Raw genomic sequence first — 16568 nt, forward strand, 5'->3', positions numbered from 1 at the left:
GCTATCCGCTGATCGGCCAGAGATACACGAGACCGGCAGGCTCCAGCCGGTGGGTGATCACCCGGTAGCTCTCCTGAATCCGCTTCGGTTCGGTGGCCAACTCAGCCTCAATCGCGTCCAGGCGCCGCTGCCAGTGCTTTTGATCGGCCGCCAGCTGCTTACGCTCCTGACTCGTGAGTTTCTGCAGATCCAGGGCCGGCACCTCCAACTGCTCTTCCAGGCCAGGGATCAGGGCGGTGGGATCCGCTGCCGCAGCCTGTCGATCAAGTTTGGCCAGATCGCGATTCCGCTGCCGCACGGTGGCATTGATGCGTTTGCGCTGGGCCCTGAGCACCTCCTTGAGTGCTGCGGCCTCCGTGTCCCCCCGCCGCTTGAGCAGCTCTGCCGCAGCTGCCTGAGCCTGCTGGGCTGCCGCATCCAAGGCTGGTTTGAGGGCAGCCACATCCGCAGGGGCTTCGGCCTGCAGCTGGCTGCGAATGCCAGCCGAGATCGCCTCGGTGTTTCCGGTCTCCATCGCCTTGGTGAGGACGGCCCAGGCCTGCTCTTGCAGAGCACCCGCCAGAGGCTTGAGCACCGCGGCGCGATCCGCACCGGGATGCCAGTCGGCGATCACGCTGATCAGCTGGTCGTGCAGCCGGGTGGCCCCCTGGCCAAACAGGGACAGCCGGCCCAGCACCAACACCTTGGGCTGGGGGTCGGGGCTGGCCAGCACGCAGGCCCGGCTCAGCTCATGGTGCAGGAACCCCTGGCTCAGGAAGCGGCTCAGCAAACGCTGCACCAACCGGTGCTCCAGATGCAGGTGCACGGCCTCGGCATTGAGCCGGCCGGGATCGGAGAAGATCACCGGCCGTACGGGGTGGTCCTGGCGCCACTGCCACAGCGGTGTCTTGCGATCCCACACGCCCCGCAGGCTGTCGAGGGTGTGCTCCCAGCTGCGGTCGTTACTGCCGGCCACCAGGGCTTCAGGGTGCTCCAGGCGCCAGCAGGGTTGCCCCTTCTCGTCGCTTCCTTGTACCAGTCCACTCACGCCCAGCAGGTCGAGCGAGCAGTTGAGCGCATCACGGAAAGGGTCGTCGTCAAAGCCCAGCCAGTCGTGGGACTTCACCAGCAGCTGGCGCAGCTCATCCTGCTGTTGCTGCAGCTTCTCCACCCGCCGGGTGGATTCCAGCTCCTCCCGGGCGCGGTTGAGCATGGCGCCGCGATCGCTTGTGGCGGAATCCATCGCCAGCAGCTGTTGCTGCACCGCCTCGGCCTTGTCGGTGTCGATGCCGCCTTCGAGCACCTCATCCACCTGGCGCTGCACCAACGGTGAGAGCGATCCCAGCTCCTGGCGAATCACCTCGGTTTTCTTGACCAGCACATCCATCACCCGATCCTCCGGGCGGTCTTCCAGCACGAAGTAGTGGCACCACACCTTGGGAGCGCGCTGCAGCTTGCGGTCGATGCGGCCGTTGCGCTGCTCCAGCTTGCTGGGGTTCCACGGGATGTCGAAGTGGATCAGGTGCTTGCAGTGGTTCTGCAGGTTCACCCCCTCCCGGGCGGCATCGGTGGCGATCAGGATCCGCAGGGGTTCCTGGTCGGGGTCGGCGTTGAACTGGGCCTTGAGCCGCTCGCGGTTCTCCTCGCTCATTCCGCCGGTAAATGCAGCGATGCGGCGATCGGCATCGTCATCGCCGAGCAGGTCGCGCAGCTGCCGCTCCAGGTAGCGCTTGGTGTCGACGTAGTCGGTGAAGATCAGCAGCCGGGTGGGCTTCCACGTCGCCTTGGCCTCCCCGAGGTCGGGACAGAGGTGGGTGCGCAGAAACGTCTCCAGCATCTTGATGCGCGGATCGGGCATGGAGCGATTGGCCGCCGCGACTTCACCCATCCGCTCCAGCAGCGCCAGATCGCTCTGATCGGCCTGGAGGGTCTGGCGGAGCGCCGCCCGGGTCTGGGCCTCCTCCAGATTGAGAAGCTCGTCTTCGGTGAGTTCGGCCAGGTCGCTGTCGCTATCGGCGCCGCCGAGCATCAGATCCAGTTGGGCTCCCGCGGCCGCCAAGGCCTCACGGCGCTGCTCCTGCTTCTGATCCAGGCTCTTGCGGTGCACCTTGAGGGTGCGGGCGAAGGCCTCGATCGAGCTGAGCAGCCGTTTCTGGAGGTTGGTGGTTACCAACCGGTCGGCGTTGAGCAACCGAGATAGTTTTCGTTGGTCTGATGCCTGCTGGATTAGCCGCTGCTCCCGCTGCTTTCGGTACGTCTGCAGCAGGCGTGAGAGCTCCAGCTCCGGGGTGTCGGCCGGCAGGCTGCCTTTGGGAACCGACAGGGGTTCAACAATCCTCTCGGGGAACTCCTCGCCGATGCGGCGCAGATCGTCCTTGAGGCGGCGCACCAACACCGTGTCCAGATCACTGGGCGCGAAGGGCACCCCCCGCACGAAGCGCGCCGGATCGAGCAGTTCGAGCAGGGCAGTGAAGCTGTTGCTGTGGCCGTTGTGGGGCGTGGCGGAAAGAAAGATGCGGTGCTCGAACAGGGGCGCCAGATCCCGCAGGCTGCGGGTCAGCCCGGAATCGATGGCATAGCGGAGCGTGTTGCTGGCCGGGGCGGCGTTGTGGGCCTCATCCAGGATCAGGAGGCTCTGGACAGGAGCCTGGTCTTCCCCACCCATGCCCTGCTCCAGCCACACCCGCAGCGGCGCTGAGTACTCCGAGTTCCGCAGCAGGGCATGGGAGATCAGGAAGCGGCTGTGGGTGCTCCAGGGGTTGGTGCCATACCCCCGCTCCTGGCGCACCTTGGCCACGTAGGCCCGGTCCATCACCGTGAACGCCAGGCCAAAGCGGCTGGCCATCTCCTCCTGCCACTGGCGCAGCACCGACGGCGGGCAGCTGATCACCACCCGCTTGATCCGCTGGCGCAGCAGCATCTCCCGCAGGATCAGGCCCGCTTCGATCGTCTTGCCCAGGCCTACGTCATCGGCGATGAACAGGCCCACCCGAGGCATCTGCAGCGCCTTGCGCAGTGGCTCCAGCTGGTAGGCCTTCACATCGATCCCGGCCCGGTACGGGGCCTGGAACAGCTCGGCGTCGGTGGCCGTGACGCAATTCCAACGCAGGGTGTTGAGGTAGGCGGCGAACTGCTTGGGTTGGTCAAAGCCCCGCTGGGCCACCGCCTCCCAGCTGCTCTCCCCCAGCACTTCGAAGTCGATCTCACGCTCACGGAACACCGTCAGCCGCTGGCCGATGGCGTCGTCCTCCATGCAGGCCATCGACACGACTGTGTCGGCGCCAGGCTCCTGGGGGGCTTGCACGTCTTCCACCAGGTAGCGGCGGGTGCGGCAGCGCACCACGGCTCCGGGCTTGAGCCTGGAGCGGGTTCTTGTGGGGGTGACGCTCATCCGAGCCCTGGCGGCTGGTTGTGGGCCAGTGCTTTCGCCGGTCTGGAGGTCACTGGTGAAGACTAAGCCGAAATCACCATAGGGAAGGTGGCGAATTTTCGCCTGGGACGACAGGGAGGGAATGGCTCAGGGCTGGTAATGGCAAGAAGGAATACGGTCACCCTCGATCCTGCCCATGACGGCTCGCTGAGCCTCCTGATGATTCTGGTGATCAGAGGCCTGGCCTTCTGATCAAGCCTGGTCACATGGCTGAACGTGGAGCGGATTGTTTATGGCCGTGTTGTTTTGGCTACAGGCTTTTGGCATTCATTCCGCAGAGGAGTTCTTTCTCTGGAGCGGATGGCAGTCGGCGTGTACCACCTGTTGGCTGCTAAGGAAAGAAGGGGGGACTTCCTGATGGTTTAGGTGGATCCAGGGCCTGGCCTGCCGTGGCACTGCCGCCAGCTCATTGCCTGCCTGCAGCCATTCACCTCCCACACCCGTGGGCTGTTCGGATAGGGCCCCCTGCGGCAATGGGTGCCTTCGATCAGGAACCCATCGCGATCGGCATAGCGCTTGAGCGTGTGGGGGCTGATGCCGAGGGCACGGGCGGCCTGGCTGGTGGGAAGCCAGAGTTCCTCATGGTGGCGGACCATGGATCTGCTGCAGCATGTAACTGCACGCCAGAGTATGGACCGACTAAGAAAAGCGGGTATGGCCAGCGATGCGGGTCAGGCGGCTGTGGCCGCGATCTTTTCAAACGCTGCGTCGATGGTTTCCGCGTCGGTCCAGTTCCCGTAGTGCCGGCAGTGGGTCTGGAGGCTGTGCCCCATCAGGCTGGCGGTCAGCCTGGGGGCGAGCCCTCGCTGATGGGCACGCAGGGCATAGCCATGGCGGAGGCCATAGGGCGTGAGGAGTTCGCCTCTGGAGCGCGCCTCTGCCCGCAGCCGCTGCCATGCCGAGCGCCTTTCCAGGAATTGATGGACAGCCGCTCCGGCTCCCTTGTTGTCGATGCCGAGCGGCGGGAGTGACTGGGACTCCAGGAGGTTGAGCAGCCGGGTGCTTTCGCCTTCGATTCCTTCCGGATCCAGCCCGCGTACCCGGCGAGGGGCGGTGCTCCCTCGGGCGGTGCGTTTGCGGTAATCCACAACGAGCCAGTTTCCGTCTGCTCGGCAGAAGCGCAGCTCCACTGGCCGAAGCCCGAAGCAGCCGATCAGTCCGATGGCCAATCGCCAGCGGGGATCATTGATGGACTCCAGCAGGGCCACCAGTTGCCGATCCTTGATCGGGGTGCTGTCCCTTCGAAGGGAATCGGCCGAGCGCCTGCCGATGAAGTCCGCCAGCTCCTCTGGGGGTTTCCAGCGAATTGGTGCCCCTTGTTTCAGGGCAAAGCGCAGAAGCTGGGCGGTGTAGAGGACGCGGAGCTGCCGGCCCTTGCTGCCGGGTTCACCTCCGCACGTCTGCACCAACCGCTCGAAAAGCTCTGGGGCATCCGCCGGGGCAGGGCTGGCCGCCAGCTCCGCCAGGACGGCTTGCATCACCGGCTCGTACATCCGCTCGAAGGTGCTGGCCTTCACGGCGCCGCTGCTGAGCTTGAAGGACCGGAAGCCTGCCACCAGCAGCGGCCAGTCGATGCGCTGCTGCGTGGCACGTCCGGGAAGAGTCACCACGCCGTTCCGCTGGAGCAGGGCATGGGCACGCTTGAGCCCAACCCCCTGCTCCGTCATCGCTGAACGGAGGTGGGCAACCGTCCCGAGCACGGCGGGGATGCACTCGCCGTTCCAGGGGATGGCGAGTGTCTGGGTTTCCCGGCTGCCGTCGGTACCGCGGTGGCACAGCTGCACGTGCCCCCTCGCCTCCCACACCGTCCAGCCGCGTCCGTTGTCCTGTTGGAGGGCGTGCCTGAGGGTGGTGATCCACCTGGGCTGCCGGGGCCTTGCCGCTGCCATCAACTGGGAGGCGTTTGCAAAATTGTTTGCAAAAACGCCGTCGAAAGCAAGTGCTCGCTGGAGCGGCCACCGGGCCGTTTGGGCGAGATCCCAGGTGGGGACTGGGAAAATTGAATGGAGCCAAGCGGACTCGAACCGCTGACCCCCTGCATGCCATGCAGGTGCTCTACCAGCTGAGCTATGGCCCCATTGGTGCGCCGGTTTCCCGGTGCTTGAGGAGCTTACAACGTGGGGGGCGCGGGCCCGGTCCCTTCAGACCTGGCGCCAGACCGCCACCAGACGACCCTGCACGCTCACCTGCTCGGCCGGCAGCAGGATCGGGGCGTAGGCGGGGTTGGCGGCCTCCAGCCGCACCTGGGCCCCCTGGCGGTGGAAGTGCTTGAGGGTGGTGCCGCTGCCGGGCACCAGGGCGCTCACGATCGTGCCCTCGCGCAGCCGGGAGGGGTCGGCCACGGGCTCCATCAGCACCACGTCGCCATGGGCGATGTGGGCGTCCACCATCGAGTCGCCGTTGACGGTGAGGGCGAACAGGCCGCGGGTGTCGAGCACCGGGGCCAGATCGAGGTGCTCCTGCACGTCGTCGAAGGTTTCCACCAGGCCGCCGGCCGCCACGGCCCCGAGCACCGGGATGCCCGGGCGTCTTTCGCCGAGCAGCTGCAGGGTGCGGGCCTGGCCCTCCTGCCAGGTGATCCAGCCCTTCTGCTGCAGGTGGCGCAGGCGGCTCTGGATCGGCGCCGGGGAGCGCAGGCCCATGGCCTCCATCATCTGGCGGATCGAGGGGCTGTGGCGGTGGTGGCCGATGTAGTCGGCGAGCCAGTCGTAGAGCTCCCGCTGGGCCTCGGTGAGCTCCTGGTGGGTGGCGACCACGGGCAGTACGGATGAACCAGTCCCTTTCTGCCACCCCACGGACGGTTTGTCCAGGGCCGGGTCTGCGCCCGCCGCCCGGTGCCCGCTGCCGGCGCCCTCAGTCGCCGACGCCCCCCAGCAGCGTGGCGAGCAGGGCCTGCTGGACGTGCAGGCGGTTCTCCGCCTGGTCGAACACCCGGCTGGCGGCCCCCTCGATCACCCCGGCGCTGATCTCCTCTCCGCGGTGGGCGGGGAGGCAATGCAGCACGATCGCCCGCGGATCGGCCTCGGCCAGCAGGTCCTCGTCGAGGCACCAGCCGGCGAAGGCCCGCTCCCGCTGGGCCTGCTCCTCCTCCTGCCCCATGGAGGCCCACACATCGGTGTAGAGCACATGGGCCCCCCGGGCCGTGGCCACGGGGTCCTGCAGCACCGTGATCGAGCTCCGCCCGCCGGTGAGGGACCGGGCCTGCTCCACCACCGCCGGGCTGGGGGCGAAGCCGTCGGGGCTGCCGATGCGCACGTCCATCCCCAGCAGGGCCCCGACGAGCATCAGTGAGTGGGCCATGTTGTTGCCGTCCCCCACGTAGGCCAGGGTGAGGCCGTGCAGGTCGCTGGGGCCATGGCCGAAGCGCTCCTGGATGGTCAGGGCGTCTGCCAGGGCCTGGCAGGGGTGCTCCAGGTCGGTGAGGGCGTTGATCACCGGGATCGAGGCCCAGTGGGCGTAGTCGACCAGGTCCTCCTGGGCGAAGGTGCGGATCGCCAGGGCATCGCAGTAGCGGCTCAGCACCCGGGCGGTGTCGGCGATCGGCTCGCCCCGGCCCACCTGGGTGACGGCCGGGTTGAGGTCGATCGTCTGGCCGCCCAGCCGGGCCATGGCGACGATGAAGCTCACCCGCGTGCGGGTGGAGGCCTTGGAGAAGATCAGCCCCAGCACCCGGCCGGCCAGGTCGATGCGTCGCTCGCCGCCCTTCAGCTGGCGGGCCAGCTCCAGCAGGGCCAGGGTCTGGGGACCGTCGAGGTCGGCCGAGGAGAGCAGATCGCCGCCCCTGAGGGCGGCGAGCGGGGCTGAGGGGGACACCATGGCCCACGTCCCAAAGAACCCTTATGCGAGATCGACCCCCCCCACGTCAAGGGGGACAGGGCCGCAGGCCGTGGCGCGCGGGCTGCGCCGGGCTGCTGCGGGGCAGCAGGATGAAGGACCTGGCCTGCCAGGCTCCCTCTGCCTCCCAGCAGGCCATGGCCGGGTTGGCGCGGCTCAGCGTCCTCATCCCCTGCCGGCTGCCGTGGAACGCCAGCAGCGGCTGCTTCAGGGCGGTGGGGTCCGCCGGGTCCCGCTCCTCCAGATCCCGCAGTTGGCCGGGACGGAAGTAGGTGCCCATCAGGGCTTGCGGGGGCCAGCCCGTGCTCCAGCAGCCGCCGGTGCAGACACCGGTGCTGTTCACGAAGACCGCCATGGCCCGATAGTTCTCCAGTGGAGCCTGTTTTTCCGCCAGCAACCGCTGGCCGGTCCGCAGCTGCAGGAGCAGCACGATGGCCAGCAGCACGGCAAGGGCGGCGCGGCGGAAGCGGCCCAGGCTGGCCGTCAGCTCCCAGCCCGTTCCCACCAGATAGGCCATGGCCGGCAGCACCACGATCAGGTAACGGGCCTGGCTCATCGGCTTGATCGGATCGATCACCAGCATCAGCACCAGGAACAGGCCGAGCACCAGCAGCAGGTAGCGGGCCTCCCCGAGGGCCATCGGCAGCCGGTGGCTGGGTGTCAGCACGAAGCGCCGCAGGGCTCCGGCCGAGCCGAAGGCACAGCCGACGGCCACGACCAGGCCGATCAGGCCCAGCTTGGCCAGCTGTCCCTGGCTCAGGTCCAGCAGGGGCAGCAGGCCGCGGCTGAACTGCTCCAGGGTGCCGGTGATCGGCTTGACCTCGATCCAGCTGACCCGGTCGAGCTTGGTGCCGATCGAGCTGGCCAGCCCATGGCCGAGGGGCGGCAGCAGCAGCAGCAGCCCGAGGACGGCCGCCTCCCGCCGTCGCCGGAGCACCTGGCCATCGGCGGCGCTCACCGCCAGCACCACCAATACGAACAGCAGCGAGAAATAGTGCGTCAGCGACAGCAGCACGCAGGCGAGACGGAAGCCCCAGCGCAGGGCGGCCCTCTGGCGTTCCGGCCGCTGGCGCAGCAGCAGGGCCGTGCCCAGCATCAGCGTCGAGAGCGTCAGCGAGAGGGCGTAACTGCGCGCCTCCTGGGCATAGAAGAGAAAGGAGGGGCTGGTGCCCAGGAAGGCCACCGTGGCCAGCCGGCGACCACTGCCGCGCCCGGAACTGCACAGGGCGGCAACCCCCAGGCCGAGGGCCGCGATCAGAAAGCTGAGGCTGCGGGTGGCGGTTTCCCCTTGGCCGAAGACCCCGATCCAGAGCTTTAGCAGGACCTGATAGAGGGGGGGATGGGTGTCGGGGAGAAGCCAGTCCCGGAACAGCACGCCCCAGTCGGCGCTGCTGGCGGCCACCGACCAGATCTCATCGGACCAGTAGGAATAGGCCGTTGCCAGGCCCTGTGCGGCGGCCCAGAGGCAGCCCAGGATCAGAACGACGGTCAGGAGCCGTTGGGGCGGGCGCTGGAGCGGTCGGTTGATGGTTGGGGGTGCCGACGGCTCTGTCCCGACCCCCATGACACGGCTGAACCGAGACCACTGCCGGGACTTTAGGCCTGATTCCCAGGCCCGTCCCGGCGCCGGCGGCTCAGGCCGCTGCCCCTTCGAGCACCGTCGCATCCGGCAGCTGGCTGGAGGCCAGCAGCTGCTTGAGCTCGTCGCCTTCGATCACCTCCTTCTCGAGGATCTTGTGGGAGATGGTCTCCAGCAGCTCGCGGTTGTGGTGCAGGATCGCCAGGGCCCGTTCGTGGGCCCGGTCCACCAGGCCGCGCACCTCCTTGTCGATCTCCAGGGCGGTGGCGTCGCTGACGGCCCGGCGGGGGTTGGAGTTGCCCCCCAGGAAGCGGCTGCCGCCCTGCTTGTCGTAGGCGAGGGGGCCGAGGGTTTCGCTCATGCCGTAGGTGCCGATCATCTGCTCGGCGATGTCGGTGGCCCGCTGCAGGTCGTTGGCGGCGCCGGTGGTGACCTCACCGAAGACCACCTCCTCGGCGGAGCGACCGCCCAGGAGGGTGGCGATCTGGCCTTCGAGATCCTCCTTGGAGTTGAGGAACCGCTCCTCGGTGGGCAGCTGGAGGGTGTAGCCGAGGGCCGCCATGCCCCGGGGCACGATCGAGATCTTGGCCACCTTGCTGCCGCCGGGCATCAGGTGCCCCACGATCGCGTGGCCCACCTCGTGGTACGCCACCACCTTCTTCTCGTCGGGCTGCAGCACGCGGCTCTTCTTCTCCAGGCCCGCCACCACCCGTTCGATGGCTTCGTTGAGGTCGGCCTGCTCCACGGTGGTGCGATAGGCCCGGGCCGCCAGCAGGGCCGCCTCGTTGACCAGGTTGGCCAGATCGGCGCCGGCGAAGCCGCTGGTGGCCTGGGCGATCTTGTCCAGATCCACCCCCTCGGCGAGCTTCACCTTCTTGCCGTAGATGTCGAGGATCATCTTGCGGCCGGACAGGTCGGGACGGTCCACCAGCACCTGGCGGTCGAAGCGGCCCGGCCGCAGCAGGGCGGCATCCAGGGTTTCGGGCTGGTTGGTGGCCGCCAGCACGATCACCGGCTTGTCCTGGGCGGTGAAGCCGTCCATCTCGGTGAGCAGCTGGTTGAGGGTCTGCTCCCGCTCGTCATTGCCGCCCACCACGCCCATGGAGCCGGAGCGGCTCTTGCCGATGGCGTCCAGTTCGTCGATGAAGATGATGCAGGGCGCCTTCTTCTTGGCCTCCTCGAACAGGTCGCGGACGCGGGCGGCACCGGCCCCCACGAACAGCTCGACGAATTCCGAGCCGGAGATGATGAAGAACGGCACACTGGCTTCGCCGGCCACGGCCTTGGAGAGCAGGGTCTTGCCGGTGCCGGGGGGGCCCACCAGCAGCACGCCCTTGGGAATGCGGGCGCCGATGTCCATGTAGCGCTGGGGCGTCTTGAGGAAGTCGACGATCTCGGTGAGCTCGGTCTTGGCCTCATCGACCCCGGCCACATCGGCGAAGGTGACCCGCGACTCCTCATCGGGCACGTAGACCTTGGCCTTCGACTTGGTGAAGCTCAGGGCCCCCTGGGCGCCGCCGCCCATGCCGCTGCGGCGGGCGAAGAACTGCAGCACCAGGATGAAGATCAGCGGCGGCACCACCCAGCTGAGGGCCGTGGTGAGGAAGCTGGGCCGCTTCGGCGGCGCCGCGGCGAACTCGACGCCGTGCTGCTCCAGCCGCTGGGGCAGCTCCATGTCGAAGATCGGCGTGGTGGAGAGCACCGTGGGGGCGCCCTCCTCCGGCGGCTTGGTCAGCTCGTAGCGGATCTGGTCCTGGGTGATGTAGGCCCGCTTGACGTTGCCGTCGTTCACCTGGTCGATGAACAGGGAATAGGGCACCCGGGGCACCTGGGTGGCGGGGTTGGGCAGGAAGTTGCTGAACAGCAGCAGCACACCGAAGCCGATCAGGAGCAGGTTGACGATGCCGAAACGCCGGGTGGGGCGGTTGTCGTCCTGACGGATGGCCATGCTGCGCGCAACGTCGAATGGGCCCAAGCTAGGTCTGGTCGTCACCCGCCGTTCCCACCCCCGGTCGGGAGAACCGAACGCCCCGCCCCTCGGCTTCCCACCCCCCCATGTGCGGCCGCTACTCCCTGGCCACCCGCCTCGACCGGCTGCTGCCGCGGCTCAAGGGGCCGCTGCCGCCGGGGCTGGAGGCCCACTACGCCCCCCGGCCCCAGGTGCGGCCGGGGGAGCCGGTGCTGCTGCAGCGCCAGGAGCATGGCCAGCTCGAGGTGGCCCTGGCCCTGTGGGGGCTGGTGCCGGACTGGTGCCCCGACCCCGGCGCCCGCCGCCGGCCCATCAACGCCCGCGCCGAGACAGTGGCGGAGAAACCCTTCTTCCGTGGTGCCTGGCGCCACCGCCGGGCCCTGATCCCCGCCGATGGCTTCTACGAATGGCAGGCGAAGACGGTGGACGGCCGGCCCGTGAAGCAGCCCTGGCTGTTCCGGCGGCGGGATCGGCGCCCCTTCTGGCTCGGCGGGCTCTGGGACCGCTGGCTGGGGGCGGACGGGGGGGAGCTCGAGACCTGCGTCGTGCTCACCATCGCCCCCAACGATCTGCTGGCCCGGGTGCACGACCGGATGCCGGTGGTGATCCCCGACGGCCTGGAGGAGGCGTGGCTGGCCGCCGTCGACGGTCCGTCCCTGCGGGCCCTGGAACCCCTGATGGCCCCCTGGGACCCGGCCCCGTGGGAGGCGGTGAAGCTGGAGGCGCCGCCCCAGGCCGCCGTTCAGCTCGATCTGCTGGCTGCCGCCGCGGACGACCCGGCGGGCCGCTAGAGAGGTAGGGCCCCGATGCCGGTCCCATGAGCCTCGACCAGCTGGATGCCTTCCTGGCCCACGCCCGCGCCGATGCCGCCCTCGATCGCCGTCTCCATGACCCGGCCGACCCCCCCGATCTGGCGGTCTTTCTGGCCCTGGCCCGCGGCGCCGGTTTCGCCGTCGACGAGGCGGACGTGATCGCCGCCCAGCAGCGGGCCGAGGCCAGCCTCAGCGATGAGGAGCTGCAGGCGCGGGCCGGGGCCGAGGCGCGACGGCTGCGCCACTTCATCCCCGGCTGATGGCCATGGCCGAGTCCGTCGCCAGCTATCCCCGGCCCCCGGCCCTCGTGGAGTGCCGCCAGCACGTGCGGGTGGAGGCCCTGGGGCGGGTGCTGTGTGACACCCGGCGCAGCCTGCGGGTGCTCGAAACCTTTCACCCCCCGGTCTTCTATCTCTGCCCGGAGGACGTGGACCTGACCCTGCTGGAGCCCGCGCCCGGCTCCAGCTACTGCGAGTGGAAGGGCGTGGCCCGCTACTTCGATCTGGTGGCCCCGGAGGGCGAAGGCGGGGAGCGTCGCCTGCGGCGGGCGCTGTGGAGTTACCCCTCGCCCACCCCGGCCTTCACGCCGCTGGCCGGCTGGCTGGCCTGCTATCCGGCGCTGATGGATGGCTGCTGGGTGGATGGGGAGCGGGTGGTCCCCCAGCCCGGCGGCTTCTACGGCGGCTGGATCACCAGCGCCGTGGAGGGACCGTTCAAGGGGGATCCCCGGCACCCGGAACTGCGCTGAGCGGAGGGCCTCCGTTCACCGAACCCTGCCAGAGGAGGTCCGGGCCCAGCCAGCCGGTGGCCGCCTCCGACAGGGCCCAGCCGTCCTCCAGCCTCTCCAGGCCCAGGTCCGCCAGGGGGGTGCGGGCGGGGAGGCCGCCGAGCAGCGTCGGTGCGATCACCGCGGCCAGCCGCTGCACGCAGCCCTGGCGCAGGGCCGCCGCCGCCAGCACCGGCCCGCACTCCCACAGCACCCGGTTGCAGCCCCGCCGGGCCAGGGCGATGGCCAGCGCCGCCGGTTCGCAGGCCTCCAGGGCCAGGCGCTCCACCCCCAGCCGATCGAACCGGTCGCGGCGCTCCTGCGGCGCCTCCGGCCCATGGACCAGCAGCGTCGCCGCCGGGGCCGGATCCCACAGCTGGGCCGCCGCCGGCAGATCCAGGCCGCGGCTGAGCACCACCCGCAGCGGCTCCGGGGTGCGCCGCCCCCGGCTGGTGAGCAGGGGGTCGTCGGCCCGCACCGTGCCGCCCCCCACGATCACCGCATCGCAGCGGGCCCGCAGCTGGTGCACCCAGTCCCGGGCCCCCGGACCGCTGATCCACTGGCTGACGCCGTTGGGGAGCGCCGTGCGCCCATCCAGGCTCATGGCCCATTTGAGGATCCCCAGGGACCGGCCGGTGGCGATCCGATGCAGAAAGGGCGCATTCAGCCGGCGCGCCTCGGCCTCCATCACCCCTTCGATCACCTCCAGGCCTGCGGCCCGCAGGCGGGCGATGCCGCCGCCGGCCACCCGCGGGTTGGGGTCGGCCATGGCCAGCACCACCCGGGCGATGCCGGCGGCGAGCACCGCCTCGCTGCAGGGGGGGGTGCGGCCGTGGTGGCAGCAGGGTTCCAGGGTCACGACCAGGGTGCCGCCCCGGGCCCGTTCGCCCGCCTGGGCCAGGGCCCCCACCTCCGCATGGGCCTCGCCGGCACGGGCATGGAATCCCTCCCCCACCAGCTGGCCGCCTGGGTCGAGCACCAGGGCTCCCACCAGGGGATTGGGGCTGGTGCGCCCCTCGGCGAGGGCGGCCAGCTGCAGCGCCCGGGCCATCCACCGGCGCCAGGGGGAGCCGGGGCTCATGGGGCAGGGGCGTCCGGGAGGCTGCGCCATTCGGCCACCACGTAGGGGGGCACCGCCAGTTCACTGAACACCCGTGGCAGCCGCAGTCGCAGGGGGCGGTCGCGGTCCAGATCGGCCAGCAGCGGCGCCAGATCAAATTCGGCCGCGGCGGAACGGGTGTCGCCGGCGAGGGCGGTGCTGGCCAGGGTGACGTCCTCCAGGTCCCAGCGCAGTCGGCCGCTGCGCACCTCGAGGGCGGTGGGATGGTCAAGGCGCACCTTGCCGGGGTAGCCGACGATCCGCAGCCGCAGCGGTCCCCCCGGCGGCCCTTCCCGGTAGGCCACCACCTGCCAGCTCTGGTCGTCGAGGTCGCGCAGGCTCTCGAGGCTGCGCACCACCGGCGTGCCCTGGGCATCGGGGTGGGCATGGACCTGGGCCAGGGCCGGCGCCGGGGCGATCGCCAGGATCAGGGCCAGCACGGGCGCCAGCAGCAGGACGTCGATCAGCCCGCCGGTCCGGTGGTTCATGGCTGGCGATCGGCGCCGGGGATCGGCTGCCAGCCGGTGTGGGTGGCCCAGAGGGCCCAGATCGCCATGGCCCGCAGATAGTGGCAGGCGCGGAACGTGCCGGCGGCGGTGATCGCCTCCGGGGTGCGGAACTGCAGGCCCCCCTCGTACACCTGGCGCACGACGGCCCCGGTGATGGCGAAGGCGGTGGCGGTCTGGTCCATCAGCCGGTAGTAGGCGGCCAGACCGAAGTTGATGCCGGTCCAGACCTCCAGGGGATGGGTGCCCTTCGGATCGAGGGGGGTGCCGTCGCGGCGCAGGCCGTTGGCCACCCCGAGGCGGCCCCCCTCGAAGGACTCGAAGCAGGCCTGGCGGATCGCGTTCAGGGCCGAGCGGGCCCGCTCGTCGGCCACCACCGGGGGCAGCCCCAGCAGGCGGGCGTAGAAGTCGCCGCAGAGCTGGTCGGCCATCACCACCGGCGTGCCGCTGCCGGCATCGATGGCGTAGTACTCGCCGTTCCAGAGCAGGGCATCGAAATGGCTTCGGGACTGCTCCAGCCAGCCGCCGAAGCGCCGCTGCTCCTCGGCGGTGTCGAGCCCCAGCTCCAGCTGCAGTTGCTGGCCGATGGCCAGGGCGGCCTCCAGGGCGGCGATCCAGAGGGCGCCGCAGTAGGCGCTCACCCCCTGCAGGGGCCAGTCGTCGAAGGTCTGGTCCGGGGCACCGCCGTTGTCGGGCAGGCCGTCGTCGTTGACGTCGAAGCGCTTGAGGTAGTCGAGGGCGGTCACCGCCGCCGGCCAGCAGTCCGCCAGGAAGGCGATGTCCGGGCCGCTGGGGGCCAGGCGGTAGGTGCGCCAGACCTGCAGCACGAAATCGCTGGCCAGGTCCTTCCAGAGGTTGCAGTCCTGGTAGGCGGTGTAGTTGGTGGCGTCGAAGGGGCGCTCGTTGGGGGCCCCGAGGTCGTGGGGGGTGGCGCCGGCCACCTTGCGGGGGGCCTCCACCCGGCCCCGCCCCTGGGTGAAGTACCAGCCGATCGGCCGCGGCGTCGGATCGGCGGCCGGGATGGCGCGAGCGAAGCTGCGCAGCACCGCCTTGTCGAGCTCGGGCCAGAGCTGCAGCAGGGCGAAGGAGCCGTACAGCCGCACGTCGAGGCTTTCGTACCAGGCGTAGTCGAGGCACTCGAGCACCCCGAAGCGGCCCACGGGATCGCCGGGGCTGGCGGCCGTCCAGAGGCTGCCGCCGCTGGCCAGGTCGTAGAGCTCGTTGAGCAGCGCCATGCGCAGGGGCTCCGGCAGGTCGTGGCGCCCCGCCACCGGCGCCTGCCAGGCTTCGATCGCGGCGTGCCAGTCGCGCCAGTCGGCCAGGGCTTCGCCGGCGATGGCCGCAGCGCTCTCGCCATCGGCGCCGAAGAAGTCGGTGTAGCGGCGCAGGGCCCGGGTGCCGGTGGCGAAGGCCGTCACCGGCAGGTCCCAGCTGATCACCACCGGCAGCTCGAGCGTGGCCCCGGGCTCCAGCCGGAAGCGCACCGCCAGGGCGGCGCTGAGGGGATCGTCACCGGTGCTGCGGCGGTCGTTGTCGCTGTCGGGGATCGCGCCGTCGCGGCTGAAGGGTTCCCAGAGTTCGGCCCCGTCGCCGCTGGGATCCCAGCGGCTGCAGCGGAACACCTCCACCCCCGGGTGGTTCAGCGCCGCCTCGTCGGGCACCGCCAGACACCACTGCCCTTCACCCTCGGCCAGGGGCTGGGAGCGCTCCCCCTCCAGCAGCAGACCCTTGAGGCCGGCCCCGTCGACCCAGCGGTTGCGCTGCCCCTTGCCGCGGCCGATCGCCGGCACGTAGTTGTGCTCCGGGCTGCCGTCGTCCCGGAAGTGGATCTCCGCCGCCGGGTCGGTGTTGGTGAACCAGCCGACGGTGTTGCGCCAGCTCAGCAGCAGCGACAGCTCCAGCGGCTGGTGGGTGGGGTTGCTGAACGTCCAGGCGAAGACGGCGACGGGGTAACTGGTGCGCCGGTAGTCGCCGGGAAGGATCGGGCTGAAGGCCTCACAGCGCACGTCAGCGCGGAACACGGAGGCGTAATGGTGCGAGCTGATCGGGTAGCGCACCGCCACGGTGCCGCTCGGCTGCTCCGCCGTGGCGGCGGGATACCAGCTCCAGGCGGCTAGCGGCGGGCCGGCGTCGGGGCGGGAAGCGTCGCCCTCGGGCTGCGTGGCCAGGGCATGGGCCCGGCGACCGTCGCCGTCCCGCTCGAACAGGGCGAACTGGCAGTCGGGCAGCACGCCGAACCAGTGCTCCCCTCCATCGAGGTGCCAGAGGTTGAAGGCACCGTCGAGGCCCCGCCCCAGGCAGCCGGCGCCGAAGCCCCCCAGGGGCATGCCGTGGTTGGGGCCGTCGTCGAGGTTGCTGGCGTAGCGCACCGTGTAGGGCTGGCTCCAGCCCTGGCCGAAGGGCCGCGACCAGCTGGCCTCGGGGGGCTGCCAGGGATTCCTGCCGCGCCGCAGGTTCTGGAGAGCGGAGAGGCCGAAGGGCGCCATGGGGCCAGACGAGGTGGGCCCAGCTTGTCAGAGCTGCCCCCTCAGCGAGGGCCCGTCCAGAATCGCCATTACCCTGCCTGCAATCGTCGGGGCGGCGTGAATTCTCTG

At 70.1% G+C, this 16568-nt stretch carries 12 protein-coding genes and 1 tRNA gene; 3 read left to right on the forward strand and 10 right to left on the reverse strand.

Annotated features, from left to right (window positions below; translation table 11 throughout):
* Nucleotide 1: 1 nt before the first annotated feature.
* The 7 genes from drmD to ftsH form a co-directional block, all read right to left on the reverse strand.
* Nucleotides 2–3370, reverse strand: coding sequence for a DISARM system SNF2-like helicase DrmD (gene drmD / locus L107_RS00845; RefSeq protein ID WP_159815996.1), 3369 nt, complete (start codon nucleotides 3368–3370; stop codon nucleotides 2–4).
* 710 nt (nucleotides 3371–4080) lie between these two features.
* Nucleotides 4081–5076 (reverse strand): hypothetical protein, encoded by a 996-nt coding sequence (locus L107_RS00850; RefSeq protein ID WP_236550425.1) that lies wholly within the window; start codon nucleotides 5074–5076, stop codon nucleotides 4081–4083.
* Between the two features lie 337 nt (nucleotides 5077–5413).
* A tRNA-Ala gene (locus tag L107_RS00855) sits at nucleotides 5414–5486 on the reverse strand.
* Between the two features lie 64 nt (nucleotides 5487–5550).
* Nucleotides 5551–6165, reverse strand: coding sequence for a transcriptional repressor LexA (lexA, locus tag L107_RS00860; RefSeq protein ID WP_159815998.1), 615 nt, complete (start codon nucleotides 6163–6165; stop codon nucleotides 5551–5553).
* A gap of 97 nt (nucleotides 6166–6262) precedes the next feature.
* Nucleotides 6263–7225 (reverse strand): ornithine carbamoyltransferase, encoded by a 963-nt coding sequence (argF, locus tag L107_RS00865; protein ID WP_159815999.1) that lies wholly within the window; start codon nucleotides 7223–7225, stop codon nucleotides 6263–6265.
* 46 nt (nucleotides 7226–7271) lie between these two features.
* Nucleotides 7272–8807: a glycosyltransferase family 39 protein gene (locus tag L107_RS00870; RefSeq protein WP_159816000.1), complete on the reverse strand. Its 1536-nt coding sequence runs from the start codon at nucleotides 8805–8807 to the stop codon at nucleotides 7272–7274.
* Between the two features lie 70 nt (nucleotides 8808–8877).
* Nucleotides 8878–10770, reverse strand: a complete 1893-nt coding sequence (ftsH, locus tag L107_RS00875) for an ATP-dependent zinc metalloprotease FtsH (RefSeq protein ID WP_159816001.1) — start codon at nucleotides 10768–10770, stop codon at nucleotides 8878–8880.
* 107 nt (nucleotides 10771–10877) lie between these two features.
* Between ftsH and L107_RS00880 the strand changes: the two genes are divergently transcribed.
* From L107_RS00880 to L107_RS00890, 3 genes are read left to right on the forward strand one after another with little or no spacing between them, the layout of a single operon-like run.
* A complete protein-coding gene (locus tag L107_RS00880) occupies nucleotides 10878–11582 on the forward strand; it encodes an SOS response-associated peptidase (RefSeq protein ID WP_159816002.1) in 705 nt (234 codons plus the stop codon).
* Nucleotides 11583–11608: 26 nt separating this feature from the next.
* Nucleotides 11609–11863 carry a Nif11-like leader peptide family RiPP precursor gene (locus tag L107_RS00885; RefSeq protein ID WP_159816003.1) on the forward strand — a complete coding sequence of 85 codons (255 nt, stop codon included), beginning with the start codon at nucleotides 11609–11611 and terminating at the stop codon, nucleotides 11861–11863.
* Between the two features lie 5 nt (nucleotides 11864–11868).
* Nucleotides 11869–12351 carry a DUF427 domain-containing protein gene (locus L107_RS00890; RefSeq protein WP_159816004.1) on the forward strand — a complete coding sequence of 161 codons (483 nt, stop codon included), beginning with the start codon at nucleotides 11869–11871 and terminating at the stop codon, nucleotides 12349–12351.
* Here the strand turns inward: L107_RS00890 and ribD are convergent.
* The 3 genes from ribD to L107_RS00905 are packed head-to-tail and all read right to left on the reverse strand — an operon-like array spanning nucleotide 12317 to nucleotide 16460.
* Nucleotides 12317–13450, reverse strand: coding sequence for a bifunctional diaminohydroxyphosphoribosylaminopyrimidine deaminase/5-amino-6-(5-phosphoribosylamino)uracil reductase RibD (gene ribD, locus L107_RS00895; RefSeq protein ID WP_236550426.1), 1134 nt, complete (start codon nucleotides 13448–13450; stop codon nucleotides 12317–12319). The genes L107_RS00890 and ribD overlap by 35 nt on opposite strands.
* Nucleotides 13447–13956, reverse strand: coding sequence for a DUF3122 domain-containing protein (locus L107_RS00900; RefSeq protein WP_159816006.1), 510 nt, complete (start codon nucleotides 13954–13956; stop codon nucleotides 13447–13449). Before L107_RS00900 ends, ribD begins: the two co-directional genes overlap by 4 nt.
* Entirely contained in the window at nucleotides 13953–16460 is a 2508-nt protein-coding gene (locus tag L107_RS00905; protein ID WP_159816007.1) for a GH116 family glycosyl hydrolase, read from the reverse strand. The genes L107_RS00900 and L107_RS00905 overlap by 4 nt, the downstream gene beginning before the upstream one ends.
* Nucleotides 16461–16568 lie beyond the last annotated feature (108 nt).

Origin of the sequence: Cyanobium sp. Copco_Reservoir_LC18 (genome assembly GCF_009834675.1) — a bacterium.
GTDB classification, from domain to species: Bacteria; Cyanobacteriota; Cyanobacteriia; order PCC-6307; family Cyanobiaceae; genus Cyanobium; species Cyanobium minutissimum.

Coding starts and splice junctions, on each gene's coding strand:
- drmD (WP_159815996.1), bottom strand. CDS start 3,370: ATGAGCGTCACCCCCACAAGAACCCGCTCCAGGCTCAAGCCCGGAGCC.
- L107_RS00870 (WP_159816000.1), bottom strand. CDS start 8,807: ATGGGGGTCGGGACAGAGCCGTCGGCACCCCCAACCATCAACCGACCG.
- L107_RS00890 (WP_159816004.1), top strand. CDS start 11,869: ATGGCCGAGTCCGTCGCCAGCTATCCCCGGCCCCCGGCCCTCGTGGAG.
- argF (WP_159815999.1), bottom strand. CDS start 7,225: ATGGTGTCCCCCTCAGCCCCGCTCGCCGCCCTCAGGGGCGGCGATCTG.
- L107_RS00905 (WP_159816007.1), bottom strand. CDS start 16,460: ATGGCGCCCTTCGGCCTCTCCGCTCTCCAGAACCTGCGGCGCGGCAGG.
- ribD (WP_236550426.1), bottom strand. CDS start 13,450: ATGAGCCCCGGCTCCCCCTGGCGCCGGTGGATGGCCCGGGCGCTGCAG.
- L107_RS00885 (WP_159816003.1), top strand. CDS start 11,609: ATGAGCCTCGACCAGCTGGATGCCTTCCTGGCCCACGCCCGCGCCGAT.
- L107_RS00900 (WP_159816006.1), bottom strand. CDS start 13,956: ATGAACCACCGGACCGGCGGGCTGATCGACGTCCTGCTGCTGGCGCCC.
- L107_RS00880 (WP_159816002.1), top strand. CDS start 10,878: ATGTGCGGCCGCTACTCCCTGGCCACCCGCCTCGACCGGCTGCTGCCG.
- ftsH (WP_159816001.1), bottom strand. CDS start 10,770: ATGGCCATCCGTCAGGACGACAACCGCCCCACCCGGCGTTTCGGCATC.
- L107_RS00850 (WP_236550425.1), bottom strand. CDS start 5,076: ATGACGGAGCAGGGGGTTGGGCTCAAGCGTGCCCATGCCCTGCTCCAG.